The sequence below is a fragment of the Streptococcus minor DSM 17118 genome (assembly GCF_000377005.1).
GTDB classification, from domain to species: Bacteria; Bacillota; Bacilli; order Lactobacillales; family Streptococcaceae; genus Streptococcus; species Streptococcus minor.
Genome location: NZ_AQYB01000027.1, coordinates 46,734 through 69,933, shown reverse-complemented (window position 1 = coordinate 69,933; position 23,200 = coordinate 46,734). Strand labels below are relative to the sequence as shown.

Genomic DNA, 23,200 nt, shown 5'->3' with positions numbered 1-23,200 from the left:
CGTAGCCAAACAACCAAGTACAAAAGCAATCACTTTAGCAGATGGAAGCTGGACATTTGTTGGATACGATAAGGAAAAGATAAGTATCGAAAATGACAACATCCGCTTTGTGGGCAGATGGGCATTCACTCCAAAACCCGATCCTAAGCCTGATCCTAAACCCAATCCTAAACCTAATCCTAAACCCAATCCTAAACCTAATCCTAAACCCAATCCTAAACCTAATCCTAAACCTAATCCTAAACCCAATCCTAAACCTAATCCTAAACCTAATCCTAAACCCAACCCAAAGCCCGATCCTAAGCCTAATCCAAAACCCAATCCTAAACCCAATCCAAAGCCCAATCCTAAGCCCAATCCTAAACCTAATCCTAAACCTGATCCCTTACTAGATGTTCATCGACTCTATCATCCTCAACTGAAAGTCCATCTCTACACGACCAGTCTGGTCGAGCGAGACACCTTGATTCGACGAGGAGATTGGAAATATGAGGGGATTTCTTGGCGAACAGAAACCAAAAAAGGGGAGCCAGTTTATCGACTCTATCACCCTGTCATAAAGGTCCATCTTTATACAAGAGATGCAAATGAAAACAAGGTGCTTGCTACACGGGGCTGGCAGCAAGAAGGCATTGCCTACCGCTCCTACGGAGATGTTCCCATCTATCGTCTGTATCATAGTGGGATTAAAAAACACCTCTACACAAGGGATGCAAATGAAAGACGTGTCCTATCTCAAAACGGCTGGATTGATGAAGGTATTTCCTGGTATAGCCAACCCTAATATCAAAGGTAATATCAAATAGAATAATCGTTAAAAAAAGCTTAGAGCTCCATAAACATGGCTCTAAGCCTTTTTTGTATCATACCATCTCACATCACTCCACTTTGGGTTGCAACACAAAGAAAAACCAGCCGATGAGGGCTGGTTGGGCCATACAGAACATCCAAAGAAAATCACAAGCCCAGTAACTAAATGGGCAGTACATCTTAAAGATATCAAAATATGCTACTCAAATACAAATTGATTGTGGTATAACTCTGAATAAAATCCTTTTAGTTTAAGCAATTCGCAATGGTTTCCTTGTTCAATAACCTTCCCATCCTTTAAAACGATGATTTGATCGGCGTTGAGAATGGTTTTGAGACGATGAGCAATGACAAAACTAGTTCGACCAGCCACGACTGCTTCCATAGCTTTTTGAATCTTACTTTCGGTTACTGTATCCACATTGGAAGTTGCTTCATCCAAAATCAAGACCTGTGGATCTGTCAAAAGCGTTCTAGCAATGGAAATGAGCTGTTTCTGTCCTGTTGAGAAGACATTTTCATCATCAGATACCATGGTGTTATAGCCATCTGGCAAACTCATGATAAAGTCATGAATATGTGTGGCACGCGCTGCAGTTTCCACCATTTCTTGGCTAGCTTCTGGCGCCCCAAAACGGATATTGTCTGCAATACTTCCTGTAAAGAGAACGGACTCTTGTAAGACAATACCAGTCTTTTGTCGAAGGCTATCCAGGTCATATTGGCGAATATCCTTACCATCAAACTTGATTGCACCAGCATCCACATCGTAAAAGCGGTTGATGAGGTTCATGATGGTCGTCTTGCCCGATCCTGTCGGACCAACAACGGCAATCATCTTGCCCCTAGGAGCAGAGATAGATACATCTGATAGGACTTTCTTACCAGGCACATAAGAAAAGTCAATATGCTCAATTTCTACACCTTCATGTAGCTCGGTAAAGAGGGGAGCATCTTTTACCCGAATCTCCTCCGGCTCATCAAACATCTCCTGAATACGGTGAGCTCCTGTGAAAGCTAATTGCAATTCAGCCCAACTGGAAGCAATTTGCATCAGAGGTTGATAATATTGTTGAGAGTATTGGACAAAGGTTACAACCAGCCCTAAGGCTGCTGCTGTAGATAGACTAGAGTCATTGAGAACGATAGTAGAGCCGACGAAGATAACAATGGCCGTATTGACGAGGCTCATCCCATTCATGACCGGAAAGAGTAAACCAGCAAATAGTCTACCTTTGAAGGTAGTTTCACGAACCTTTTCATTAAGGACCAAGAACCCTGAAATAGTTTCCTCTTGAACTCCCTGAACAATAATCGCCTTTTGACCAGAAATCTTCTCATCCATATAAGCATTGAGCTCACCTACCGCAGCCTGCTGACGATCGGTGTATTTGCGTGCTGTACGAACGATAAAGACCAAAAAAATCAAAGCTATGGGAGTTGATGCAACTGTCACCCAAGCTAGTTTAGCATTGAGGTCAAACATGATCCAAACCAAACCAATGTATAGAGCAATATTGGTGACCACCTGGGTCAGACTCATATTAAAGGAGTTTTGAATATTGTCAAGATCGCTCGTAAAGCGAGAAAGAATATCTCCGTCCTTGTGGGTATCAAAGAACTGGATGGTCAAGCGTTCCAATTTCCCAAAGAGCCCCTTTCGCATCCGGTTGGTCGAATGAGCGATAATACGGGTAAAGAGCAGGGAGTAAATGAGAGTCGCCCCAATTTGGCTCAAGTAAGCCCAAAGAAGCTTGGTCATAACAGCCTGAAAGGCACCCAGATCTGGCCTGACCAAGTCTTGACCAGTCGCCTCTGCAATAGCCTTGGCCTTAAAATACTCTTGACCCCAATTTCCTAATTCAGTCAAAGCTTGACCGAGATATACCGGAGCCTTAACTTGCATATAAGTTGCTAGGATAATAGCAAAGAAGATAATGGCAAAGGAAAGTTTATAACGTTTTAAATAAAACCAGAAAAATCGTGCTGTTTTCATAATAGGATACTAAGAACGATTAGAAAGCCGAAATCTAAGAAGCGAGAAAACTAAAGTGTATTCATATCCGCTTTCCGAGCCCTATAATCGAGTTTCATATGCTTTTTCTCTATAAAAAGCAAAACGTCTTAGTCTTCCTCCTTTCCTTTTTGTGTTTCATAAATTTCACGGTAAACCGCATTGTTTTCAACCAATTCTTTATGGGTTCCTTGACCGATCAGACGACCTTCATCCAGTACCAAAATCTTATCTGCCTTCACCACTGATGAAATTTTTTGGGCTATGATTATAGTCGTTGTCCCTTTAAGGTCTTTGTTCAAAGCTTCTTGGACCAGTTTTTCACTCTTGGCATCCAAGGCTGAGGTAGAGTCATCTAAAACTAAAATCTTCGGTTGACCAATCACACCACGAGCGATGGAAATTCGTTGTTTTTGTCCACCTGAGAAATTATTTCCCCGCTCCTCAACCTGACTATCATATGTATCATCCAACTTATCGATAAATTCCTTAGCTTGGGCAATACCCGATGCCCGCTCTAGAGCAACCAAATCAGCATCAGACTTCCCTTGTCGCAAATTGTCTGCAATAGTACCTGAAAAGAGAAGGGCTTTTTGAAGGACGATGGAAACAGTAGCTTTTACAGTCTCTTGACTTAACTCCTTCACATCCCGTCCACCAATCAAAATCTTGCCTTCTTGGGGATCAAAGAGTCTCGGAATCAACTGAGCCAACGTAGACTTACCAGCTCCTGTTGCTCCAACAACCCCAATCATCTCTCCACTCTTAACGTCAAAGGATATATTTTTCAGGCTAGGCTCCGTATCTTTAGGGTAGGTAAAGCTGACATCTTGAAAGACCAAATCCCCTGATAAATCCTCTAAAGGTCCATCCTGAAAAGACATAGCTGGCTCAGTATGAAGGACTTCTTCAATACGCTTGAGGGAAACCATGGCCCGACTGGCCTGCATGCCAATAAAGCTGACCATGATAATGGCAAACATTAATTGCATCATGTAGGTCATAAAGGAAGCCATACTCCCAAGAGCTTCTGGCTGTTCCCGAAGCATGCCTGCAACCAGATAGATGGACACAAATATAGCCATATAGGCCACTAAACTTAAAAGAGGTTGCATAAGGGAAAAACCATAACCGATAAACAAGTTCAAATCCAATAACTCATTGGAAACTTCTTTAAATTTAGCGTATTGCCCCTTCTCTTGAACAAAAGATTTCACCACACGGGCACCACGTAGATTTTCCTTGGCAATGGCATTGACCCTATCCATGAGTCTTTGAAATTTCCCAAATCGTGGCCCCATCGTACCCATCGTTACTGCCATAATGATGGTAATGAAAATGACCATCAGGACAATAACCCACCAGAGACTAGGCAAAGTCGAGATTGCCAAAATAAAGGCTCCCACAAAGAGGATCGGCAAGCGCAGCAGAACTTGGAAAATCATCATGACCAGATTTTGTATCTGGGTGACATCATTAGTCATTCGAACAACTAGATTGCCTGCATTAAACTCTTCTACATTGGCATAAGAGAAAGTCTGAATCTTCCGAAAGGTAGCCTCTCGTATATCTGCAGATACTCCCTGTGAAATCTTGGCGGCCAAAATGGTATTGAGCGTACCAGCAAGAAGGCCCAAACCGGCAACCACCAATAACCACATTCCGATACGGTAAATTTCATCCTGGTCATTGATCAAGACTGCCGCTAGAACCTTCTTTAAAAATTGGGGCTGGGTCAATGAGCTAATGACCACTCCAATCGTCATCAAAATAGAGCCCAAAACATACCATTTATAGGGCTTCAATGCTTGTTTCAGCATGATAATCCTCCTTGTACTTCCTAATATTTTCTTTGAGCTGTTGGATTAAGCGCGACATAGCCTCAAAATCTTCATGCGCAATCCCTACAAAAAGATGACGAAATAGATCCTCATGCCAATTGCCTAAAGGTTCCAATTTGGCTTTGCCCAGCTCGGTCATCACGACTTGCTTATAGCGCTTATCTTTGCGAGAGGGAACGGTCTTGATAAAACCATTTTTTTCCATCCGCTTGACCAAATTACTGGCTACAGACTTGGAAATTTTTAATTTCGCTTCAATGTCCTTTACGAAAATCTCTTTGTCTTGGTTTTTACCGAGAAAAACAAGCACATGGCCCTGCGGACCTGCTAAATGCTCTACTCCATGCTGTTTGGCTATTTCATCACTCAAGTATTCCAATTGGTGAAAAACTTGCCGAAAATCTGCCATATGTGACATCTATTGCCCCTCCTTAGTTATCATGGAAACTATTATAGTTCTTAAGAGAACTATTGTCAAGAACTTGGCTTGATTCTTCAAAAAAATTAAAAAAACTGGATTTCCACCAGCTAGGCCAAGACCTAGGCCAAGGCCATTTCTAAATCCAGATTTCTCTCCAGATTCTCTCGCGAAAAAGAGTTGGGTCTGCTCCAGCAATATCTTTCTTTGTTGACGAATTTTCCTGCAAAATAGTGGCTACTTCATCAAATATGGCTAGTTTCTTCATAACTCCTTCTTCTTCATTTCTTTCTCTCATTGTATCATATCCATTCCTGAGAAGGGATTTTCAAGGGATAAAAATAGCCTATACATTTTACTTTCTGCAGTTATATTTTGTAGCTTTTGCTATCGGTAAGCCTTTTCTTATGATATAATGAAGGAAACAAGCATTGTAAGGAGCAAGCATGGAAAAACAAAAAATTGCTGTACTGGGACCTGGTTCCTGGGGAACAGCCCTATCACAAGTATTAAATGATAATGGCCATGAAGTGCGAATCTGGGGCAACCTTGAAGACCAAATCGATGAGATCAACGATAAGCATACCAATACTCGTTATTTCAAAGACATCGTGTTGGATGAAAAGATTAAAGGATACAAGGATTTGGCAGCAACTCTGGAAGGCGTTGATGCTGTTCTTTTTGTTGTCCCTACAAAAGTGACCCGTCTAGTAGCCAAGCAAGTTGCAGCTGTTTTAAGACATAAGGTGGTTGTCATGCACGCCTCCAAAGGATTAGAGCCAGATACCCACGAACGCTTATCCACTATCTTAGAGGAAGAAATTCCAGAAAAACTAAGAAGTGAAATCGTAGTTGTTTCTGGTCCAAGCCACGCTGAAGAAACTATTGTTCGTGATATCACCCTTATTTCCGCAGCCTCAAAAGATTTGAAGGCTGCCAAGTATGTGCAAAACCTCTTTAGCAACCACTATTTCCGTCTCTATACCAACAATGATGTCATCGGAGTGGAAACAGCTGGAGCTCTGAAAAATATTATCGCAGTTGGCGCTGGTGCACTACATGGCCTTGGTTATGGTGACAATGCCAAAGCGGCTATCATCGCACGTGGCCTGACAGAGATCACCCGCCTCGGTGTAGCCATGGGTGCCAACCCTCTCACTTACAGTGGTTTGTCAGGTGTTGGAGACTTGATAGTTACTGGTACATCCGTCCATTCTCGTAACTGGCGTGCTGGTGACCAGCTGGGACGTGGTGAAAATTTAGAAGATGTTGAGCGTAATATGGGGATGGTTATTGAAGGAATTTCCACCACCAAGGCTGCCTACGAACTATCCCAAGAACTAGGCGTCTACATGCCGATTACCCAAGCTATTTACAGTGTCATTTACCAAGGTGCGAGCATCGATGAAGCAATCAAGGGAATCATGTCTGGCGAATTCCGCCAAGAAAATGAATGGTCCTAATCAAGGAGAATGAAGATGAAAAAACAAGTGAGAAAAGCTGTTATTCCTGCAGCCGGCCTAGGAACTCGTTTCCTCCCTGCTACCAAGGCACTAGCCAAGGAAATGCTGCCAATCGTTGACAAGCCGACCATCCAATTTATCGTAGAAGAGGCCCTTGCTTCTGGTATAGAGGATATCTTGGTCGTGACTGGTAAGTCCAAACGTTCCATCGAAGACCACTTTGACTCCAACTTTGAATTAGAGTATAACTTAAAGGAAAAAGGTAAGGATGACCTCCTCAAACTAGTTGACGAATCGACAGGTATCCGTCTCCATTTTATCCGCCAAAGCCATCCGAGAGGACTGGGCGATGCTGTGCTACAGGCGAAGGCTTTTGTCGGAGATGAACCCTTTGTCGTCCTTCTTGGTGATGACCTCATGGATATCAACGGAACGAATACCCCATTGACCAAACAACTGATTGATGACTATGAGGCAACTCATGCCTCCACCATTGCAGTCATGCCAGTTCCTCATGAAGAAGTATCTGCTTACGGTGTAATTGCTCCTCAGGGAGAAGGTGTCAATGGCCTATATAGCGTGGAAACCTTCGTTGAAAAACCAAAACCTGAAGACGCACCATCCGACTTGGCCATTATTGGTCGCTACTTACTAACTCCTGAAATTTTTAAATTGTTAGAAAAACAAGAACCAGGTGCAGGCAATGAAATCCAACTGACGGATGCCATCGATGCCCTCAATAAGACCCAACGTGTCTTTGCACGTGAATTCAAAGGCAAGCGCTATGATGTGGGAGACAAGTATGGTTACATGAAAACTTCTATCGAATACGGGCTCAATCACCCACAAACCAAGAACGATTTGAAAAAATATATCATTGCTCTAGGTAAAGAATTAGAAGGTCAATCTCCAAAAACTGACTAAGATAAAAAGCATAAGAATCACCCGATTCTTATGCTTTTGTCATTTATAAGGCTAGTAAAATCATACCAACTAACAGAATGAGATAAATCCCACCAGCCAATAGACGTTGCCAGGTTTGAAACATCTGTTTTTCAATGACTGTTGGCAAACAGACCGCTGCCAAAAGACCACCAACTAGACCACCCAAGTGTCCAACAATCCCAACATTGGGCATAAAGAGGTTGAAAATTAGATTAACAACAATGAGGGCTTGATAGGACTGGCCCATCTGTCTGAGGTAGGGACTACGTCCAAAATAGCCCACAACCACAATCGAGGCAAAAACACCAAAGATAGCTGTTGAAGCACCAGCCGCTACCACATCAGGCGTCAACAAGAGTGTAAACACATTCCCCATGATACCAGACAAGATATAAAGGAGTAGGAAGCGCCAAGAGCCCCAGATCTGTTCAGCTAATTGGCCCACGATATAAATCGCAAATAGATTGAAAAGGAAATGTTGCCAACCAATATGCACAAAAACAGGCGTAACCAAGCGCCATAACTGGCTAGGGTCATATTTGAGAAAGAGGCCGTAGAGGCCACCAAATTCAAAAATGGTAACTCCAGACGTGGTATCTCCAAATCGAAAAATCTGGATAGCCATAAACACAAAGGTTGTGATTATCAATATACCGAAAGTTACCGGTCGTCTTTTTAATTCTGTCATTTGCAAATCACCTCCTGAACGGGAATATCATGAACTTCTTCTTTAAATTCTTTTCTCTGAAAATCATAGATGGTACTAATAGTGGCTCCCATATAGTTCGCTAGGTAACGATCATAATAACCTCCACCATGTCCGATACGATACCCCTTTGCATTGAAGGCTACACCAGGCACATGCATCAAGTCAATGTCTGATTTGTCCACTACCTGACCACCCACAGGCTCTAAAACACCAAAATAACTTTCAACCACTTGGTCAGAAATATAAGGGAGAAATACCATCTGACCAGGACCAGTGACCTTGGGGATTAAGACCGTTTTCCCATCTGCCTGAGCCGCCTCAACCAGACTATAACTATTAAATTCATACTCCATAGGAAGATAAGTGGCAATAGTTTGTGCGGTCTGGTAGCTGGGGTGGGCCAGAATTAGCTCGGTTATTTCTCTATCCTTATGAGCTTTTTCTTTTTTGTCTTGGCACTTTAAGGCCTGCAAAACAGTTGCTCGAGTACTTTTTTTCATAACTTCTTCCTATTTTTCTCATAGATGAGAAAAGACTGATATTAACCAGCCTTTTTCAATCGTTTACTGGGCCCTTGTCTGAAGAAAGGCAGAAATATGCTCCACAGCAAAGGGGATAGCTTCTTCTTTGGGACTCATCTTGGGATGGTGGAGAGCATAGGGCGTATCCACTCCCAACCAGAACATGACTCCTGGAATCTTATTTAGCAGGTAACCGAAGTCCTCTCCCGTCATGGCAGGTGGGCAATCGATCAGGTTGACTCCTGGGCTCTGCTCAAAAAAGTCCATCAGGTTACGGGCCAAGTGAGGATGGTTTTCCACGGGCAGGTAGCCTCCTTGATTGAGGACGACATCCACCTCCATGCCAAAGGAGCTAGCCACTCCTCGGGCTATATCGTGTAGCCGTTTTTGAATATGCAAGCTCATATCCTGGGTCAAACTACGAATAGTTCCGTGGAGTTTCGCCTGATCTGCAATTACATTATTGGTTGTACCAGCCTGCATAGAACCAAACGTCACAACTCCGCCTTCAATCGGATCAACATTTCGACTGACAATGGTCTGTACCTGTGTAATAAAATAAGCCGCAGCTACTAAGGCATCATTTGCCTGATGAGGAAAGGCTGCATGTCCACCCTTTCCTTTGAAAGTCACCCAGACTTCACAAGTTCCTGCAAAAAGAGTACCCGTATTGGTCGCGATATCGCCTACCTTAAAATCAGGCCGTACATGTAATCCATAAAACTCATCCGGCTTCCAATCACCAAGAGCACCATCTTCATAGAGCAACATGCCACCTGCCGCATTTTCTTCTGCTGGTTGAAAAAGAAAGAGAAGATTGTTTTTGGGCTGAGTTTGGACTAGTTCATGGAGAAGCCCAAGTCCGATGGTCATGTGGAAATCATGACCACAAGCATGCATCCGTCCTTCATATTGGCTTGAAAAGGCTAAACCTGTCTCCTCTACTACCGGCAAACCATCCATATCTGCCCGCCAACCAATGGTTCTTTCCGGAGCAAACCCTTTTACAAAAACCAAGATTCCTGTACGCCATGTCTTCTGCTCCACAAACTCTTTCCCACTAGTGATTGCCGCAATTTTATCTAAAAGGTAAGCCTGCGTTTTAAACTCCTCCAGACCAATCTCAGGAATCTGGTGTAAATCACGGCGAATTTGAAGTAAATCTAATTGCATCTATCTATCCTTCATTTGACGAAATACCTGTGTTACCACAAGTTTCTTAATGACTACAGGTTGCGCAGGGCATCTTCGAGAGCGGTCTTCTGTTGGGTTTTCGCGTCGATTTCCTTGATGATACGGGCTGGAACACCTGCCACTACCACATTTTCAGGGACGTCTTGAGTGACGATGGCACCAGCTGCCACAACAGATCCGTTCCCAATTTGAACACCTTCAATGACTACAGCATTGGCACCAACTAAAACATTGTTACCGACACGAACAGGCTCAGCTGAAGCTGGCTCAATCACACCAGCCAAGACTGCTCCTGCACCGATATGACTATTTTCACCAACGGTTGCTCGGCCGCCCAAGATGGCACCCATATCAATCATGGTACCTACACCAATTTCTGCACCGATATTGATGACCGCTCCCATCATGATAACGGCATTGTCACCAATGGTCACCTGATCACGGATGATGGCACCTGGTTCAATCCGGGCATTAATCGCACGCTTGTCCAAGAGGGGTACGGCTGAATTACGTCCATCTTGCTCCACTACATAATCTTTATTCTCAGTCAAATTGACCAGAAGTGGCTCGATGTCTTTCCAGTCACCAAAGAGAACATTGCCTAGTTTAGTGACTTCAGCTGGGATAGCTCCCGCCAATTCCCCCTCAAAAGTCACTTTAACATTGGTTTTCTTCACCGCATTTCCAATAAAAGCAATAATTTCCTGTGCAGACATTTTTTGTGCAGTCATGAGTTTCTCCTATTTTCTGGTATATTTACCCAATTATAGCAAATTATCTGAAAATTTGGAAAGGATAGGCACAAAAAAGACCTCCGAAGAGGTCGAAGTTATATTATTGCTTTACCAATGAGAACTTCGCTGGTTCATGGATTTCTACAAACCAATTTTCTGGAACTGTAATCGTATCTTTTGCACCTTTATCAATGAGCTTTGCATCTCCTGAGGCTGTGTAATTATCATAACCAGTTGATTCATCTCTAGTAAAGCCCTCATACACTGTGATTTGTGCTGGAAAACTTCCAATATTTTCAACTTCATATATACCTGCTGGTAAATAATAGACAATCAACTCTTCAGGCATATCTGTCCCTTCATTCATAACGATGCTCTGTCCATAGTCCCCTTTTTCTCCTGCAATGAGTTGAATAGCTATACTCGTAGCTTTTGGCTCCTCAGTACTGTCAACTGTTGAAGTGATAGTGTTGACTTCTTTTGTGTCGGATACAGCAGCATCTTTTTGATGCTTATCATCTGTAAAAATGTTTATAATGATACCCAAACCAAACAAAACTGCTAAAACCACAAACCAAGTTCGTTTATAAAATGGTTTTTTTACTGTCAAAATAGTACCTTGATTATCTTTGGGCGATTTCTTTTTCATCTTCATCTCCTAATGATTTTTTCAGATTCTATTATATATATAATTCGTCAAGTTTTTTTATTTTTCACATATATTTAGTTGTTTTTGTCATTTTTTAAAAAACCTGGATTTCTCCAGGTTCGCTTTTCTAGTGATTACAAACTATTGACAACGGACTTGACATTCTCAACAGTGAAGCCATAGTTGTCAATCACAGTTTGAGCTGGTGCAGAAGCACCAAATTTGTCGATTCCGATGACTTTTCCATCTAGGCCGACATACTTGTACCAGCTAAGGGTGGCTGCCATCTCGAGAGCTACGCGGCGACGGATTGCATTTGGCAAGACTGCTTCCTTATAGGCTGCGTCTTGGGCATCAAAGAGTTCCATGGATGGAACGGAAACCACACGGACCTTAGCGCCTTCTGCAACCAATTCTTTCGCTGTCTTGACAGCCAGATTGACTTCTGAACCAGAGGCCAAGAGAATAGTATCAAATCCTTCAGTGTCATAGACTACGTAAGCACCTTTAGCTACCTTGTCAAAGTCTGTTCCTTCTTCGACAGTTAGGTTTTGGCGAGTCAAGACAAGGGCTGTTGGTGTTGTGCTGCTGTTGAGGGCCAAGTGCCATGCTGCTTGAGTTTCACGCGCATCTGCTGGGCGAATCACGTTCAAGTTTGGCATAGCTCGAAGACCAGGCAAATGCTCAATTGGTTCATGAGTTGGACCATCTTCCCCGACTGCAATAGAGTCGTGGGTAAAGACATAGGTCACAGGCAAGCCTTGAAGGGCAGAGAGTCGAACTGCAGCCTTCAGATAATCAGAGAAGACAAAGAAGGTACCACCATATACTCGAAGTCCACCATGAAGGGCCATACCATTGAGAATAGTACCCATAGCAAATTCACGCACGCCAAACTGAATATTGCGATTGAGAAGGTGGTCTGCATCTTGAAGACCCTCACCCTTAATGTAAGTCATATTAGAGTGAGCTAAGTCTGCTGAACCTCCTAAGAAGGTTGGTAGTTTTGTTGCAATGACATTGAGAGCATCTTGTGAGGAATTACGAGTTGCCTGAGAGAAGCCTACTTCCAGCTCTGGGAAGTCTGCTGGTGTAATAGCAACTGGATCCTTGCCTGCTAAGATAGCAGCCAACGCCGCACCTTCTGTTGGATAAGCATCCTGGTAGTCTGCTACCAGTTTAGTCCAAGCAGCATGTGCTTCTGCTCCGCGATCCGCTACATTGGTCTTGAAATCTGCATAGACAGATGATGGAATATCAAACGGTTCGTAGGTCCAACCAAGAGCTTCGCGGGTTGCGGCTGTTTCTTCAGCACCTAGAGGTGCACCATGAGCAGCATTTGTTCCAGCCTTTGTTGGTGCGCCATGTCCAATGACTGTTTTGACTTCAATCAAGGATGGTTTGCCAGATGTTTTAGCAGCTTCAATAGCGATGTTGATGGCTTCAACATCTGTCCCATCTTCTACCAAAGCTGTGTACCAACCATAAGCCTCGTAACGAGCCCGGACATTTTCAGTCATGGCATCGTCCAAATCACCATCCAAACTGATATTATTGGAATCGTAGAGGACAATCAACTTGTCCAGTTTTTGGTGACCTGCAAAGGAAGCCGCTTCGGCAGAAACACCCTCCATAAAGTCCCCATCCCCTGCGATAGCGTAGGTATAGTGATCAAAGATTGGAAATCCATCCTTGTTGTATTTAGCTGCTAGGAAACGCTCTGCCAGAGCAAAACCAACAGCTGTTGAAATTCCCTGTCCAAGCGGACCTGAAGTGGCATCCACACCAGCAGTATGACCAAATTCAGGGTGGCCAGGTGTCTTAGAACCCCATTGACGGAAGGACTTCAGCTCTTCCATAGTTGTATCTTCATACCCTGTCAAGTGCAAAAGGGCATAAAGTAACATCGATCCGTGTCCAGCTGACAAGACAAAGCGATCACGGTTAATCCAATTTGGAGCCTCCGGCGTGATATGCATTTGTTTTGTAAAGAGAGCATAAGCCATTGGAGCAGCTCCCATTACCACCCCTGGGTGACCTGAGTTGGCCTTGTTAATAGCATCTACGCCCAAAAATCGGATGGCATTGACGGATAAGTTTGACATAGTTTCCTCCTAATTGTTTCATGGATTTGTCGCTGGTTTCATTATAGCATAAAAGGCTTCCAATTTGAAATTTCTTCTATTTGACTAGCCGCAGTCAGCTCGCCCGAGAATGCTTATAAAGAAAAAGAACCCTTTCGGGCTCTTTCATATATTTTTTACAACCGTTCGTTTAGCTCAGCTGCTAGCTCTTCAAAACCTGGTTTACCAAGAAGGGCAAACATATTTTTCTTGTAGGCTTCAACACCTGGTTGGTCAAATGGATTGACGCCATTGAGGTAGCCTGATGCTGCAATGGCCAACTCGAAGAAGTAGATGACATAGCCAAGAGTGTACTCATCTTGTTCTGGCAAAGTAATAAACATGTTTGGAACACCACCATCTGTGTGGGCCAAAAGAACACCATCTGTCGCTTTTTTATTCACAAAATCGACATCCTTGCCTTCCAAATATCCAAGGCCATCTAGGTCTTCTGCCATTTCTGGAATCAGGACATTTTTTCTAGGCTTGTCTACACGTACCACTGTTTCAAAGAGATCGCGACGACCTTCCTGAATGATTTGTCCGATTGAGTGCAAATCTGTTGAGAAGTTAGCTGATGTTGGGTAGATTCCCTTATTGTCCTTACCTTCAGACTCTCCAGCCAACTGTTTCCACCACTCTGAGAAATACTGGAGAGATGGCTCGTAGTTCGCTAAGATTTCGGTCATGTAGCCTTTTCTGTAAAGAATGTTACGAAGGGCTGCATATTGGTAGGATTCATTTTCAGATAGTTTATTGGATGAATATGCTTCACGAGCTGCGGCAGCTCCAGCCATCAACTGATCCACATCTGCACCTGATGCTGCGATTGGCAAGAGACCTACTGCTGTCAAGACAGTGAAGCGTCCACCAACGCTATCTGGCACCACAAAGGTTTCCCAGCCATTGGCATCTGCCTCAACCTTCACCGCACCACGAACCTTATCAGTTGTAGCGTAGATACGTTTGTTGGCTTCTTCAACACCATATTTCTTAATCAAGGCTTCTTTAAAGACACGGAAAGCAATGGCAGGTTCAGTTGTTGTCCCTGATTTGGAAATCACATTGACTGAAAAGTCTTTGTCAGAAACATACTCCAAAAGATCTGCCAAATAGGTAGAAGAAATGGAATTTCCAGCGTATAAGATTTGTGGAGCTTTGCGCTTGTCTTTGCTCTCTAAGTTGACAAATGATGAGTTCAAAAAATCAATAGCAGCTTTGGCACCCAGATAAGAACCACCAATACCAATTACCACCAAGACATCACTGTCAGCCTGAATTTTAGCTGCAGCTTCCTTGATACGAGCAAATTCTTCCTTATCATAATCTTGTGGCAAGTTGAGCCAGCCAAGCATCTCTGCACCAGCTCCCGTACCATTGCGCAAGTCAGCATCCACAGCGGTAATCTGACTTTGCATATAGTCTAATTCATGAGGTTGAACATACTTTTCCAAAAGTTTTGAATAATCAAATGTGATGTGTGCCATTTATAAGCCTCCATTTTTGTATTACATTATATGATAACGCTTTATCTGATTTTTTTCAAGTACTTTGTTAAACAACGCACATTTTCGTCATTTTTTCATCCATTTTCAGAAAGCAACAACCTCTTTTATCCCCCTTGCTTTTGGTAAGATAGCCGCTTGGGGGCAATAGTGATCTTCCAAAGTTTCTTGCGATTGAGTGACTGTAATCACTTGGGGAATCTGTTTGGAAAGAAGCCAGAAAAGAATTGTAGTGGGATACCAGATAAGCAGAACTTCGGAGATAAAGCGTTGGTTATTCCCCCTCTTAATATAACGTTCTCGGTACTCTCTCCTTAGGGAAGGGTGGGGAATAAAAATATGGAAGTTCCTCCTGCCACTCACTAACATGAGAAACCAGAAACGCAGGAAAAAATTGAGAGCGACTAGAACTGTCTTGCCCTGCTCATCCAATGAAAATGCCTGATCTGTATAGGTTTTTTTATAATGTTTATCCTTAATAGGGCGCTTGGTCGACTTTCTTTCTTCTTTGGTTAGATGACTCACTTTCTGATTATCATACTTAATATCTGATAACTCCAAATCAACTACTTCTGAATAGCTATTCGCTAGCGTTGTCTTGCCCATGCCTGGAAATGCAAATACAAACATAAAACACCTCCTTTGAGCTTTCTATCTTACCATCTTTTCCTTAAGAATGCTTAAAATAGAACCGATTATCTCCTATTCAAAGCCAAATAAACCCCTTTTGAAACCTTGATTTCAAAAGGGGTTTAGAATGTAGACAAAAAGAGCACACACTCGAAATCGCTTAGGGCTGCTGGATTCCTCCCCTGACCCGCTTCACGCACGAATGTTGCTCCAATAGTCATTATATCATAAATTGATTGCAGTGAAAAGATTCTAAGCTTCTTTTTTTAAAAAAGTGGACTATCCTCATCTTCTAGCGCTTCTTTAGCTAAACGTTTAGCTTTCTTTTTACGCTCTCGACCTATCCTAAAAAAAGATTGCATCACGGCTGCACATTCTTCTTCTAAAATGCCTCTTTCTACTTCTACGCGATGGTTGAGTCGTTCATCGGTTAGGATATCATAAAGACTGCCTGCACCGCCAAATTTCTGGTTAGTAGCACCGTATACAACTCGGGGAATACGAGCGAGACCAATAGCACCACTACACATGACACAGGGCTCTATCGTCACAAAGAGAGTGGCATCAAGCAAGCGCCAATTGCCTTCCTGCTGATTAGCTTCGTTGATGGCCATGATTTCTGCATGCATGATGGCTTGATTCAGTTCCTCACGGGCATTGTGGCCTCGACCGATGATATGCCCGTCCTTGACAATGACACAACCAATAGGAATTTCTTCCTTGGCTAGGGATTTCTCCGCCTCCTTGAGAGCCTCCCGCATGAACATTTCTTTTTCTTCTACTGTAAATTCCATATGATGATTATAGCACAAAAAACAGGCAGATAGGCAATATGGCTAGCCTTTTAAAATGCAACAAAAAAAGACCCACTAAGAATCTTAGTGGGCAAAAAGGATTAGCGAATAGCTTTTTCAGATGTCTTATCAAAGAAATGACCTTTTCCGACATTGAAAGTAAGAGATACTTCTTGTCCTGGCGAATGGAAGTCACGTGCATCTACACGCGAAACAAATTCAGTCACACCTGTCTTCACATACAACATAGTTTCAGAACCAAGTAATTCAGAAACAAGAACCTCTGCCTTGACAGTAGCATTTGGATAGGTATCATGAACAATCTGGTTGCTGGAAATATCTTCTGGACGAATACCAAAGATAACTTCTTGACCGATGTAGCCTTTTGCTTCTAGCATCTTAGCCTGACCTTCTGGCAAGGCAATTTCAAAACCGTCTGCACTGACTAAGCGGTCTTTTTCAACAGTAACATTGAAGAAGTTCATAGCTGGGCTTCCGATGAAACCTGCGACGAATTTATTTGCTGGAGTATTGTAAAGCTCTTGTGGGGTACCGATTTGTTCAACGCGACCAATCGTTCCTGAACCATCTGGGTTTTTAGTAGAAGACATGATAACAATGCGGTCTGCAAGAGTCATCGCCTCGGTCTGATCGTGAGTAACATAGATAGTTGTTGAGCCGATACGGCGATGGATTTTCGCAATCTCTGTCCGCATGGAAACACGCAATTTTGCATCCAAGTTAGACAAAGGTTCATCCATCAAGAATACTTTTGCATCACGTACAATAGCACGTCCCATGGCTACACGTTGACGTTGTCCACCAGAGAGATCTGCTGGTTTACGTTGTAAGAACTCTGTCAAACCAAGAATCGCAGCAGCTTCTTTCACGCGCACATCAATGTCCGCCTTAGCATACTTGCGCAATTTCAAACCAAAGGCCATGTTGTCATAAACAGTCATATGTGGATAAAGGGCATAGTTTTGGAAAACCATTGCGATATCACGGTCTTTTGGTGCCTTGTCATTGACTACTTCACCATCAATACGTAATTCACCTTCTGTGATATCTTCCAAACCTGCAACCATCCGAAGAGTTGTAGACTTACCACAACCTGAAGGTCCTACGAATACGATAAATTCTTTATCTTTGATGTCCAAATTAAAGTCTTCCACCGCATAGTGAGTAGCATTTGGATATTTCTTGAAAATGTGGCTTAGATTTAATTCAACCATTGTGTGTCTCCGTTTTCTATTGATAGCTTTAGTATAGCAAAGAAAACGATTACATGAAATAGACAGACTAAACAGATTTTTTGGGCATATTGCCTAAAAAAGAAATAGTCAGGATAGTTTTCCTGACTTAATCATGCAACATTAATAAGCGACAAAAAGCCAAATCATCCAAGTTTTTCAAGTTGAGACCAGATAGGCTGTGGAATTTATCCAGCTTGTACTGAAGTGAATTTCGGTGCATAAACAGCTTTTGAGCAGTTTGCACAAGATTTCCTTGTGATTGCCACAAAGCCTCTATAATATCGGAAATATCCTTGCTATCATCAATATAGTGATGGATTTTTTCCGAGATGGCTGCTAGGTCTAACTGCCGAGACTGGGCCCAAAGAATCATGGAAGAAAAAGAGATGGTTTGCTCATTTCCCTTCAAACGGACAAAGTCAGAAAAGAGTTGGTATTCACTATCAAACAAGTGACGCAAATCCTCCTGTTGCAGCCTAGTCCAGCTATTTCCAAAAAAGATCGTCAGCTTGGTGTCAAAGTCGTTTTCAACGGTGGGTAAGACATCCTGGACGAGCGCTGCCACCTCCAAGCGCGGTTCTTGATGCAAGACCAAGACTGTCCGCGTACTACTTGCCTCTACCACTGCTAGCAGATTAGGCAATAAGTCTCGGAAAAGTTCTAATAAGTCTGGAGATAAGCGGGTGGCATGTTCCACATAGAGTAGCTGGGCAGCGTCCAATTTTTGAGGAATTTGTCCTTTCTTCTGGAGCAGATACTGATGCCAAACATCTGCCTCTTCTTCTACCAAAACAGCTTGCTGCTGCAGCGTCAGCAAAATCCGCTCTCTTGAACTCAGTTTATGTTGAGGAAAATGAACAAATTGATCCCCGAATTCCAAAGTCAGCCATTCTGGCCCCATTTGCGGTTGACGATTCATGACCGCCTCAGGAAATAATTCTCGTAACTTCATTACACTCTCTCTTTCTATTTGATTAGATTATACCATAAGCATCGCCAAGCGTGATCAGAAGAGGAATTTTATTTTTGTAAGCGTTGACATCCTAAAAGAGCTTATTGTATAATCAATCTGATAGCAATAAGATTACTACTCTTCAGAAAGCACAACCTACCAACTTTGAAATAAAAGGAGGTGATTGATGCCTGCTGAAGAGTTTTTATGATTGGTATTCCAGTCATAAAATACTTCAGAGGGAAGTACAAGAATAGGAAGCAAAGCAATGAAAAAGGATGCAATCATAACGAAAACCAAAGAACTCTATCAAGGGAAACACTACTTAGGAATAGAATTTAACGAACAAACCAGCCGCGATCAAGTTCTATATGGTGAAGAGTGGCTCTCAGAAGAATGTACTGGAATCGTGACCACTTGTTGGGCCAGTGTCGATGTGATTAAAGAAGCTCAAAAGATTAGAGCTAATCTGATTATCGTCCACGAAGCCTTATTTTGGAACCATGGTGATCAGCAAGATTGGTTGCAAGAAAATAAAACTTATCAATTAAAAAAAGAACTATTAGATGAGGCGAAGATTACCGTCTGGCGTAACCATGATTTTGTTCATTCTGGCATTTTGCAGGAAGACGGAAGTGCCATTGATGGTATCTTTCTCGGTGTCGTGAAGACACTTGGATGGGAAAAGTTTGTAGAAGATTTGACACGATTTCCATTCATTTTTCGTTTTGACAAAGGCAAGACCTTGCATGAATTATCTCATGAACTGATAGATAAGTTAGAAGTAAATGGCATTCGCTACGTGGGAGAAAGTAATCAAGTCATTCGCAATCTAATCGTCGGCTATCACGCTCTTGGACAAGACAATGACATCATCAAGCAATTGGAGAGAGAAGATATCGATGCTATTTGCCTCTTGGAAATGGTTGATTTTACCGTTTTAGAGTTTGCAAAAGATAGCCTTTCCCTAGGTAGAAATAAAGCTGTTTTGAGCGCAGGGCATTTTAATACTGAGGAGCCAGGCATGGCTTATATGGCTGATTTTCTGGTTGAAAAACTGGAATTAGAAATCCCTATACAATTTGTAAAATCAGGGGACACTGTAAACTACATTGTAAAATAGGAGATTATTCCCTCTTTAACTACATGAAAACCAAGAGATTGCCTCAATATACTGCTTCTACAGTAAGCATTGATAGCTAAAAAACCAGCGTTTCTGCTGGTTTTTGTATTTTGATGGAGAAAGCCTAAACTTCCACAAGTTTGAAAGACTGCCAAGGCTGAATCAAATCCAAGAGAATCCTATCTGCATCACGAACTTTCCCGATGATATTATGGCGTTCTCCTAGATTTGGTCGATCTTGGAGAGCCACTTGCAATTCCCCTCGGTACTGACCCGCTTGGTCATTCCCAATCGTAATGTCTCCTCGTTTGATAGAGCTTGTATTGGTTGCAGGGATTGACTGCTTGCCATACTTGACCCGTGTCTGGCTGGAGCGCATCATATATCCTGAATAATCTCCTCGATAAAGCTGGACTTCATCCAAAGCAATGGCTTTTTCTAAAGGAGTGACCTTTTTGTCAAATTCTACTTGAAGTGCTGGAATCGTTGCAAAGAATATCTCCGCCACAGTCTGCAAATCTTCCAAGGAAATAAAGGACGAACTGATAAAAATATCATCAATCAGACCTGTCGCCTTGAGGAGCTGGACTTGGGTAGTGATAGGAAGAGTGCGTTGGACCTCACTGGACACCATCAAATCAGATATAGGCCAAGGTCCGAACTTCCCAGAAGGTGTGTCAACAAAAGCTGCCGTCCGTAAGTTATAGGATTTATACTGGTGGGCTGTTTCCATAAAATAATCAAAATCCAATCCTGTATAAGCTAGTGGATAAAAATTATGGGAACCAATCAAACAGTTCTTATTTGCTCCAAAATCCATAATCAGGTCAATGTAATGCTGACCTCTCGAAATATTGGTCTCAATCACAATACCATACGGATTGTGGGTCATCTGGGCTTCCTCATAGCCACGAAAACCCTCATCCAAACGAACAGACCATACACCCAAATCGGCAAAGAAACCCATATCTTCGTAGCTCAAATTGAGAGCTGTAAAGAGTTTTGGATTGACATCAATGGAAGTTCGCATACCTAGCTGATTACCAAAGGCAATGATGGCCTTAAAAGCTTGGACCGTCTCGTCCGGTTGCTCAGCGACCTCCAACATAGAGGTAAAGATACGTGTATAGCCCAAATCAGCTGCTTGTTGCAAGTATGCTACCATCTCCTCATAACTGGATTTGGATGGGTATATGGAAATTCCTAATTCTGACATAGTCATCCTTTCTATATGAACAAAAAGAAAGAGTCTGGGACTAAAACAGTCACAGACTCTGCCATTTCATGAAATTAAGCTGCACCCTGTTCTTCTTTTAGAAGCTTAGCATCGTACATTTTGATGAATGGGAACCAGATAGCAAAGGATATTAGCACACAGACAATGGCGAGGATACCAGCCTTGATGTCACCACCAGAACCAACGAAGGCTCCAAGACCAGCAGGACTTGGCCATGGTGTTTGAACAATGGCTTTGCCCACAAGACCAGAGCTCACTGCTAAGAAGGCGAGCGAAGCGGACACAATTGGAGCCAACATAAACGGAATCGCTAAAATTGGGTTGTAGACAACCGGCATACCAAAGATGATTGGCTCATTGATGTTGAAGAGAGCTGGACCGATAGAAGCTTTACCAAGTATCTTTAACTGCTCTGATTTAGCAAAGAAGGCAATGAAGAGAGTCAAACCAAGAGTTGCACCAGAACCACCAAGAGTTACGTAAGCGTTGGTGAACTCACCTGCAAAGGCATAGGAACCACCTTCAACGTTAGAGGCCATATTTGCCAAAAGGATTGGGTTAACGAGACCCATAACGATATTGGCACCATGGATACCCACGAGCCAGAGAGCGTGCACCAAGAAGTAGATGACGATGATACCTGGTAGAGAGTCAGTGATATCTTTTACAAAGGCAAATGGAATCGCAATCACTTTATAGATGTCTGTTCCCATAAAGATAAAGGCACCATTGATGAGGATAACTGTGATGGCTACCACAAAAGCAGGAATCAAGGCAGTGAAAGAACGAGAAACCCCTTCTGGAACAGCTTCTGGCATCTTGATGACCCAGTTACGCTTCACACAGAGACGGTAAAGTTGCACTGCTAGGACTGACATCAAGATAGCCGTAAAGAGCCCTGAAGTAGAAAGACGAGCTAGGCTATCACCGCCAACAGTCCATCCATTGATAGTTGTTTCACCAGTTACAAGAGCCATTGAACCATCTGTCCAAGTCAATTCTGGAATGGTCATGAAGTAAGCAAATACAGCTAAAATCCCACCATTCATTGGGTTGAGGTTGAGTCCTTCTTCCTCTGCATAAATCTTGGTATATTCATAACCAAAGACCAATGCAAAGTAGAGAGATAGGATACCCATGGAACATTTATAGGCCAAGAGAGTCAAGGCTGCAAATTTGTCAAAGGAGCCAGCCCAAATTCCTGCCAAAGCTGGGAAGGCCAAGGGAATGACACCCAAGACAAGGAAAGCAGATCCTACGATGGTCAAGGGGATGGAAGCCATCCCGGCTGCCACAATGGCCCGGACGGGTCTATAGGTCGCAACCTTACCCATGGGACCCATGAGGTACTTTTCTAAAAATCCAAACATATAGTTTCCTCCTAAATTTTTTATAATGTTTGCAAAATTATTTGTGGGTAGCGAGGTATTGTTTCAAGCGAAGGTACTGCTTGTCTACATTTTTATTGATACGCTTGAGCTTAGTTAAAATCCAAACTGCAAGTAAGATACCCGTACCCTGTACGAAGAGTAAGACAATCATGGATTGCTGATTGACTAAAAGGAAGGGGAATAAAAAACTAATTTGCCCTGTCAGTGTGATAACTGCTAAGAGACTATTCACCCCAATGACCGTTTGATAAAAGCGATAAGTCATTTTAGCCTGCTTTTGGTCGCGAGAGAACATTTTAAACTGTTCCCACATAGTAAGCGCTGCAAGGCTAAACATCGTTACTGGTACCATCATGGCCAGATAATCTTGGGTCATATACAGAACAGCAGCCCAGTAGAGATTGACAAAGAGATAGGCCGCACTGATATAACGAATCGCAAAGTAGCGATTGTAAAACAAGGTCTTGATGGCATTCTCTTTTCGTCTTTCTTCTAATAATGCTTTTTCCTGGTCTGTCATTCGACTTTCCTCCAATCTATCATCTCTTCATAAGAAGACTTTTTCAACTAAGATTAGCTGACTTTTTTATACAACTCCAACATTTCTAAGGCTACTTCACGTAGGGTCATGCTGGTCATCAAATGGTCTTGAGCATGCACCATGATGATTTCAATTTTGATTTCCACTCCATTGGCATACTCACTCAAGAGTTTTGTCTGCGCTTGATGAGCCATCAACAGCTCACTGTTGGCTGCCTCTAATTGCTCAGCTGCCGATTCGTAGTTCCCCTCACGCATATCCGCAAAAGCGGCATGAACCATCGTCCGAGCATTGCCACTATATAAGATAATCTCAAAAGCGGCCACTTGAAGTTCTTCTGTATTCATAAT

At 42.7% G+C, this 23,200-nt stretch carries 23 protein-coding genes and 1 other RNA gene; 4 read left to right on the top strand and 20 right to left on the bottom strand.

What is annotated here, in order from left to right; genetic code table 11:
• On the top strand, positions 1-784 hold a 784-nt coding region (locus tag F602_RS10970; protein WP_245537560.1), incomplete at its 5' end, for an SHIRT domain-containing protein.
• A gap of 225 nt (positions 785-1,009) precedes the next feature.
• Here the strand turns inward: F602_RS10970 and F602_RS0102825 are convergent.
• The 4 genes from F602_RS0102825 to F602_RS10885 all read right to left on the bottom strand — a co-directional run bounded on the left by F602_RS0102825 (position 1,010) and on the right by F602_RS10885 (position 5,381).
• A complete protein-coding gene (locus F602_RS0102825; protein ID WP_018166447.1) occupies positions 1,010-2,806 on the bottom strand; it encodes an ABC transporter ATP-binding protein in 1,797 nt (598 codons plus the stop codon).
• A 128-nt stretch (positions 2,807-2,934) separates the two neighbouring features.
• Positions 2,935-4,644: an ABC transporter ATP-binding protein gene (locus F602_RS0102820; protein WP_018166446.1), complete on the bottom strand. Its 1,710-nt coding sequence runs from the start codon at positions 4,642-4,644 to the stop codon at positions 2,935-2,937.
• Positions 4,616-5,083 carry a MarR family winged helix-turn-helix transcriptional regulator gene (locus F602_RS0102815; RefSeq protein ID WP_018166445.1) on the bottom strand — a complete coding sequence of 156 codons (468 nt, stop codon included), beginning with the start codon at positions 5,081-5,083 and terminating at the stop codon, positions 4,616-4,618. The genes F602_RS0102820 and F602_RS0102815 overlap by 29 nt, the downstream gene beginning before the upstream one ends.
• 139 nt (positions 5,084-5,222) lie before the next feature.
• Positions 5,223-5,381 (bottom strand): hypothetical protein, encoded by a 159-nt coding sequence (locus F602_RS10885; protein ID WP_018166444.1) that lies wholly within the window; start codon positions 5,379-5,381, stop codon positions 5,223-5,225.
• A gap of 148 nt (positions 5,382-5,529) precedes the next feature.
• Between F602_RS10885 and F602_RS0102805 the strand changes: the two genes are divergently transcribed.
• On the top strand, positions 5,530-6,546 hold the full coding sequence (locus F602_RS0102805) for an NAD(P)H-dependent glycerol-3-phosphate dehydrogenase (protein WP_018166443.1): 1,017 nt from the start codon (positions 5,530-5,532) through the stop codon (positions 6,544-6,546).
• 15 nt (positions 6,547-6,561) lie between these two features.
• Positions 6,562-7,470 (top strand): UTP--glucose-1-phosphate uridylyltransferase GalU, encoded by a 909-nt coding sequence (galU, locus tag F602_RS0102800; protein WP_018166442.1) that lies wholly within the window; start codon positions 6,562-6,564, stop codon positions 7,468-7,470.
• A 43-nt stretch (positions 7,471-7,513) separates the two neighbouring features.
• On the opposite strand, the gene F602_RS0102795 is transcribed toward galU, so the two are convergent.
• From F602_RS0102795 to F602_RS0102745, 12 genes are all read right to left on the bottom strand, one after another.
• Complete coding sequence (locus F602_RS0102795) at positions 7,514-8,179, bottom strand: rhomboid family intramembrane serine protease (RefSeq protein WP_018166441.1); 666 nt, start codon at positions 8,177-8,179, stop codon at positions 7,514-7,516.
• Positions 8,176-8,700, bottom strand: coding sequence for a 5-formyltetrahydrofolate cyclo-ligase (locus F602_RS0102790; RefSeq protein WP_018166440.1), 525 nt, complete (start codon positions 8,698-8,700; stop codon positions 8,176-8,178). Before F602_RS0102790 ends, F602_RS0102795 begins: the two co-directional genes overlap by 4 nt.
• Positions 8,701-8,763: 63 nt before the next feature.
• Entirely contained in the window at positions 8,764-9,894 is a 1,131-nt protein-coding gene (locus F602_RS0102785; RefSeq protein ID WP_018166439.1) for an N-acetyldiaminopimelate deacetylase, read from the bottom strand.
• Positions 9,895-9,947: 53 nt separating this feature from the next.
• Positions 9,948-10,646: a 2,3,4,5-tetrahydropyridine-2,6-dicarboxylate N-acetyltransferase gene (gene dapD / locus F602_RS0102780; RefSeq protein ID WP_018166438.1), complete on the bottom strand. Its 699-nt coding sequence runs from the start codon at positions 10,644-10,646 to the stop codon at positions 9,948-9,950.
• Positions 10,647-10,749: 103 nt separating this feature from the next.
• Complete coding sequence (locus F602_RS0102775; protein WP_018166437.1) at positions 10,750-11,298, bottom strand: hypothetical protein; 549 nt, start codon at positions 11,296-11,298, stop codon at positions 10,750-10,752.
• Positions 11,299-11,432: 134 nt separating this feature from the next.
• Positions 11,433-13,403, bottom strand: coding sequence for a transketolase (gene tkt, locus F602_RS0102770; RefSeq protein ID WP_018166436.1), 1,971 nt, complete (start codon positions 13,401-13,403; stop codon positions 11,433-11,435).
• A gap of 155 nt (positions 13,404-13,558) precedes the next feature.
• Positions 13,559-14,908: a glucose-6-phosphate isomerase gene (locus F602_RS0102765; protein ID WP_018166435.1), complete on the bottom strand. Its 1,350-nt coding sequence runs from the start codon at positions 14,906-14,908 to the stop codon at positions 13,559-13,561.
• A 105-nt stretch (positions 14,909-15,013) separates the two neighbouring features.
• On the bottom strand, positions 15,014-15,556 hold the full coding sequence (locus F602_RS0102760; protein WP_018166434.1) for a hypothetical protein: 543 nt from the start codon (positions 15,554-15,556) through the stop codon (positions 15,014-15,016).
• A gap of 126 nt (positions 15,557-15,682) precedes the next feature.
• Positions 15,683-15,778, bottom strand: an RNA gene (gene ffs / locus F602_RS10700) — signal recognition particle sRNA small type.
• A gap of 44 nt (positions 15,779-15,822) precedes the next feature.
• On the bottom strand, positions 15,823-16,350 hold the full coding sequence (gene tadA, locus F602_RS0102755) for a tRNA adenosine(34) deaminase TadA (protein ID WP_026183279.1): 528 nt from the start codon (positions 16,348-16,350) through the stop codon (positions 15,823-15,825).
• A gap of 101 nt (positions 16,351-16,451) precedes the next feature.
• On the bottom strand, positions 16,452-17,585 hold the full coding sequence (locus tag F602_RS0102750; protein ID WP_018166432.1) for an ABC transporter ATP-binding protein: 1,134 nt from the start codon (positions 17,583-17,585) through the stop codon (positions 16,452-16,454).
• Between the two features lie 127 nt (positions 17,586-17,712).
• Complete coding sequence (locus tag F602_RS0102745; protein ID WP_018166431.1) at positions 17,713-18,558, bottom strand: helix-turn-helix domain-containing protein; 846 nt, start codon at positions 18,556-18,558, stop codon at positions 17,713-17,715.
• Between the two features lie 268 nt (positions 18,559-18,826).
• Here F602_RS0102745 and F602_RS0102740 point away from each other — a divergent pair, with 268 nt between their 5' ends.
• Positions 18,827-19,681: a Nif3-like dinuclear metal center hexameric protein gene (locus tag F602_RS0102740; protein WP_018166430.1), complete on the top strand. Its 855-nt coding sequence runs from the start codon at positions 18,827-18,829 to the stop codon at positions 19,679-19,681.
• Between the two features lie 124 nt (positions 19,682-19,805).
• On the opposite strand, the gene F602_RS0102735 is transcribed toward F602_RS0102740, so the two are convergent.
• From F602_RS0102735 to F602_RS0102720, 4 genes are all read right to left on the bottom strand, one after another.
• Entirely contained in the window at positions 19,806-20,897 is a 1,092-nt protein-coding gene (locus F602_RS0102735; RefSeq protein ID WP_018166429.1) for a DUF871 domain-containing protein, read from the bottom strand.
• 74 nt (positions 20,898-20,971) lie between these two features.
• On the bottom strand, positions 20,972-22,288 hold the full coding sequence (gene celB / locus F602_RS0102730) for a PTS cellobiose transporter subunit IIC (protein ID WP_018166428.1): 1,317 nt from the start codon (positions 22,286-22,288) through the stop codon (positions 20,972-20,974).
• Between the two features lie 37 nt (positions 22,289-22,325).
• Positions 22,326-22,829, bottom strand: coding sequence for a hypothetical protein (locus tag F602_RS0102725; RefSeq protein WP_018166427.1), 504 nt, complete (start codon positions 22,827-22,829; stop codon positions 22,326-22,328).
• Between the two features lie 53 nt (positions 22,830-22,882).
• A complete protein-coding gene (locus F602_RS0102720; RefSeq protein ID WP_018166426.1) occupies positions 22,883-23,197 on the bottom strand; it encodes a PTS cellobiose transporter subunit IIA in 315 nt (104 codons plus the stop codon).
• Between the last annotated feature and the right edge of the window lie 3 nt (positions 23,198-23,200).

What these genes read in the sequence shown, in the direction of transcription:
- F602_RS0102825 (WP_018166447.1), bottom strand. Translation starts at nt 2,806, where the DNA reads ATGAAAACAGCACGATTTTTCTGGTTTTATTTAAAACGTTATAAACTT.
- F602_RS0102820 (WP_018166446.1), bottom strand. Translation starts at nt 4,644, where the DNA reads ATGCTGAAACAAGCATTGAAGCCCTATAAATGGTATGTTTTGGGCTCT.
- F602_RS0102815 (WP_018166445.1), bottom strand. Translation starts at nt 5,083, where the DNA reads ATGTCACATATGGCAGATTTTCGGCAAGTTTTTCACCAATTGGAATAC.
- F602_RS10885 (WP_018166444.1), bottom strand. Translation starts at nt 5,381, where the DNA reads ATGAGAGAAAGAAATGAAGAAGAAGGAGTTATGAAGAAACTAGCCATA.
- F602_RS0102805 (WP_018166443.1), top strand. Translation starts at nt 5,530, where the DNA reads ATGGAAAAACAAAAAATTGCTGTACTGGGACCTGGTTCCTGGGGAACA.
- galU (WP_018166442.1), top strand. Translation starts at nt 6,562, where the DNA reads ATGAAAAAACAAGTGAGAAAAGCTGTTATTCCTGCAGCCGGCCTAGGA.
- F602_RS0102795 (WP_018166441.1), bottom strand. Translation starts at nt 8,179, where the DNA reads ATGACAGAATTAAAAAGACGACCGGTAACTTTCGGTATATTGATAATC.
- F602_RS0102790 (WP_018166440.1), bottom strand. Translation starts at nt 8,700, where the DNA reads ATGAAAAAAAGTACTCGAGCAACTGTTTTGCAGGCCTTAAAGTGCCAA.
- F602_RS0102785 (WP_018166439.1), bottom strand. Translation starts at nt 9,894, where the DNA reads ATGCAATTAGATTTACTTCAAATTCGCCGTGATTTACACCAGATTCCT.
- dapD (WP_018166438.1), bottom strand. Translation starts at nt 10,646, where the DNA reads ATGACTGCACAAAAAATGTCTGCACAGGAAATTATTGCTTTTATTGGA.
- F602_RS0102775 (WP_018166437.1), bottom strand. Translation starts at nt 11,298, where the DNA reads ATGAAAAAGAAATCGCCCAAAGATAATCAAGGTACTATTTTGACAGTA.
- tkt (WP_018166436.1), bottom strand. Translation starts at nt 13,403, where the DNA reads ATGTCAAACTTATCCGTCAATGCCATCCGATTTTTGGGCGTAGATGCT.
- F602_RS0102765 (WP_018166435.1), bottom strand. Translation starts at nt 14,908, where the DNA reads ATGGCACACATCACATTTGATTATTCAAAACTTTTGGAAAAGTATGTT.
- F602_RS0102760 (WP_018166434.1), bottom strand. Translation starts at nt 15,556, where the DNA reads ATGTTTGTATTTGCATTTCCAGGCATGGGCAAGACAACGCTAGCGAAT.
- tadA (WP_026183279.1), bottom strand. Translation starts at nt 16,350, where the DNA reads ATGGAATTTACAGTAGAAGAAAAAGAAATGTTCATGCGGGAGGCTCTC.
- F602_RS0102750 (WP_018166432.1), bottom strand. Translation starts at nt 17,585, where the DNA reads ATGGTTGAATTAAATCTAAGCCACATTTTCAAGAAATATCCAAATGCT.
- F602_RS0102745 (WP_018166431.1), bottom strand. Translation starts at nt 18,558, where the DNA reads ATGAAGTTACGAGAATTATTTCCTGAGGCGGTCATGAATCGTCAACCG.
- F602_RS0102740 (WP_018166430.1), top strand. Translation starts at nt 18,827, where the DNA reads ATGAAAAAGGATGCAATCATAACGAAAACCAAAGAACTCTATCAAGGG.
- F602_RS0102735 (WP_018166429.1), bottom strand. Translation starts at nt 20,897, where the DNA reads ATGTCAGAATTAGGAATTTCCATATACCCATCCAAATCCAGTTATGAG.
- celB (WP_018166428.1), bottom strand. Translation starts at nt 22,288, where the DNA reads ATGTTTGGATTTTTAGAAAAGTACCTCATGGGTCCCATGGGTAAGGTT.
- F602_RS0102725 (WP_018166427.1), bottom strand. Translation starts at nt 22,829, where the DNA reads ATGACAGACCAGGAAAAAGCATTATTAGAAGAAAGACGAAAAGAGAAT.
- F602_RS0102720 (WP_018166426.1), bottom strand. Translation starts at nt 23,197, where the DNA reads ATGAATACAGAAGAACTTCAAGTGGCCGCTTTTGAGATTATCTTATAT.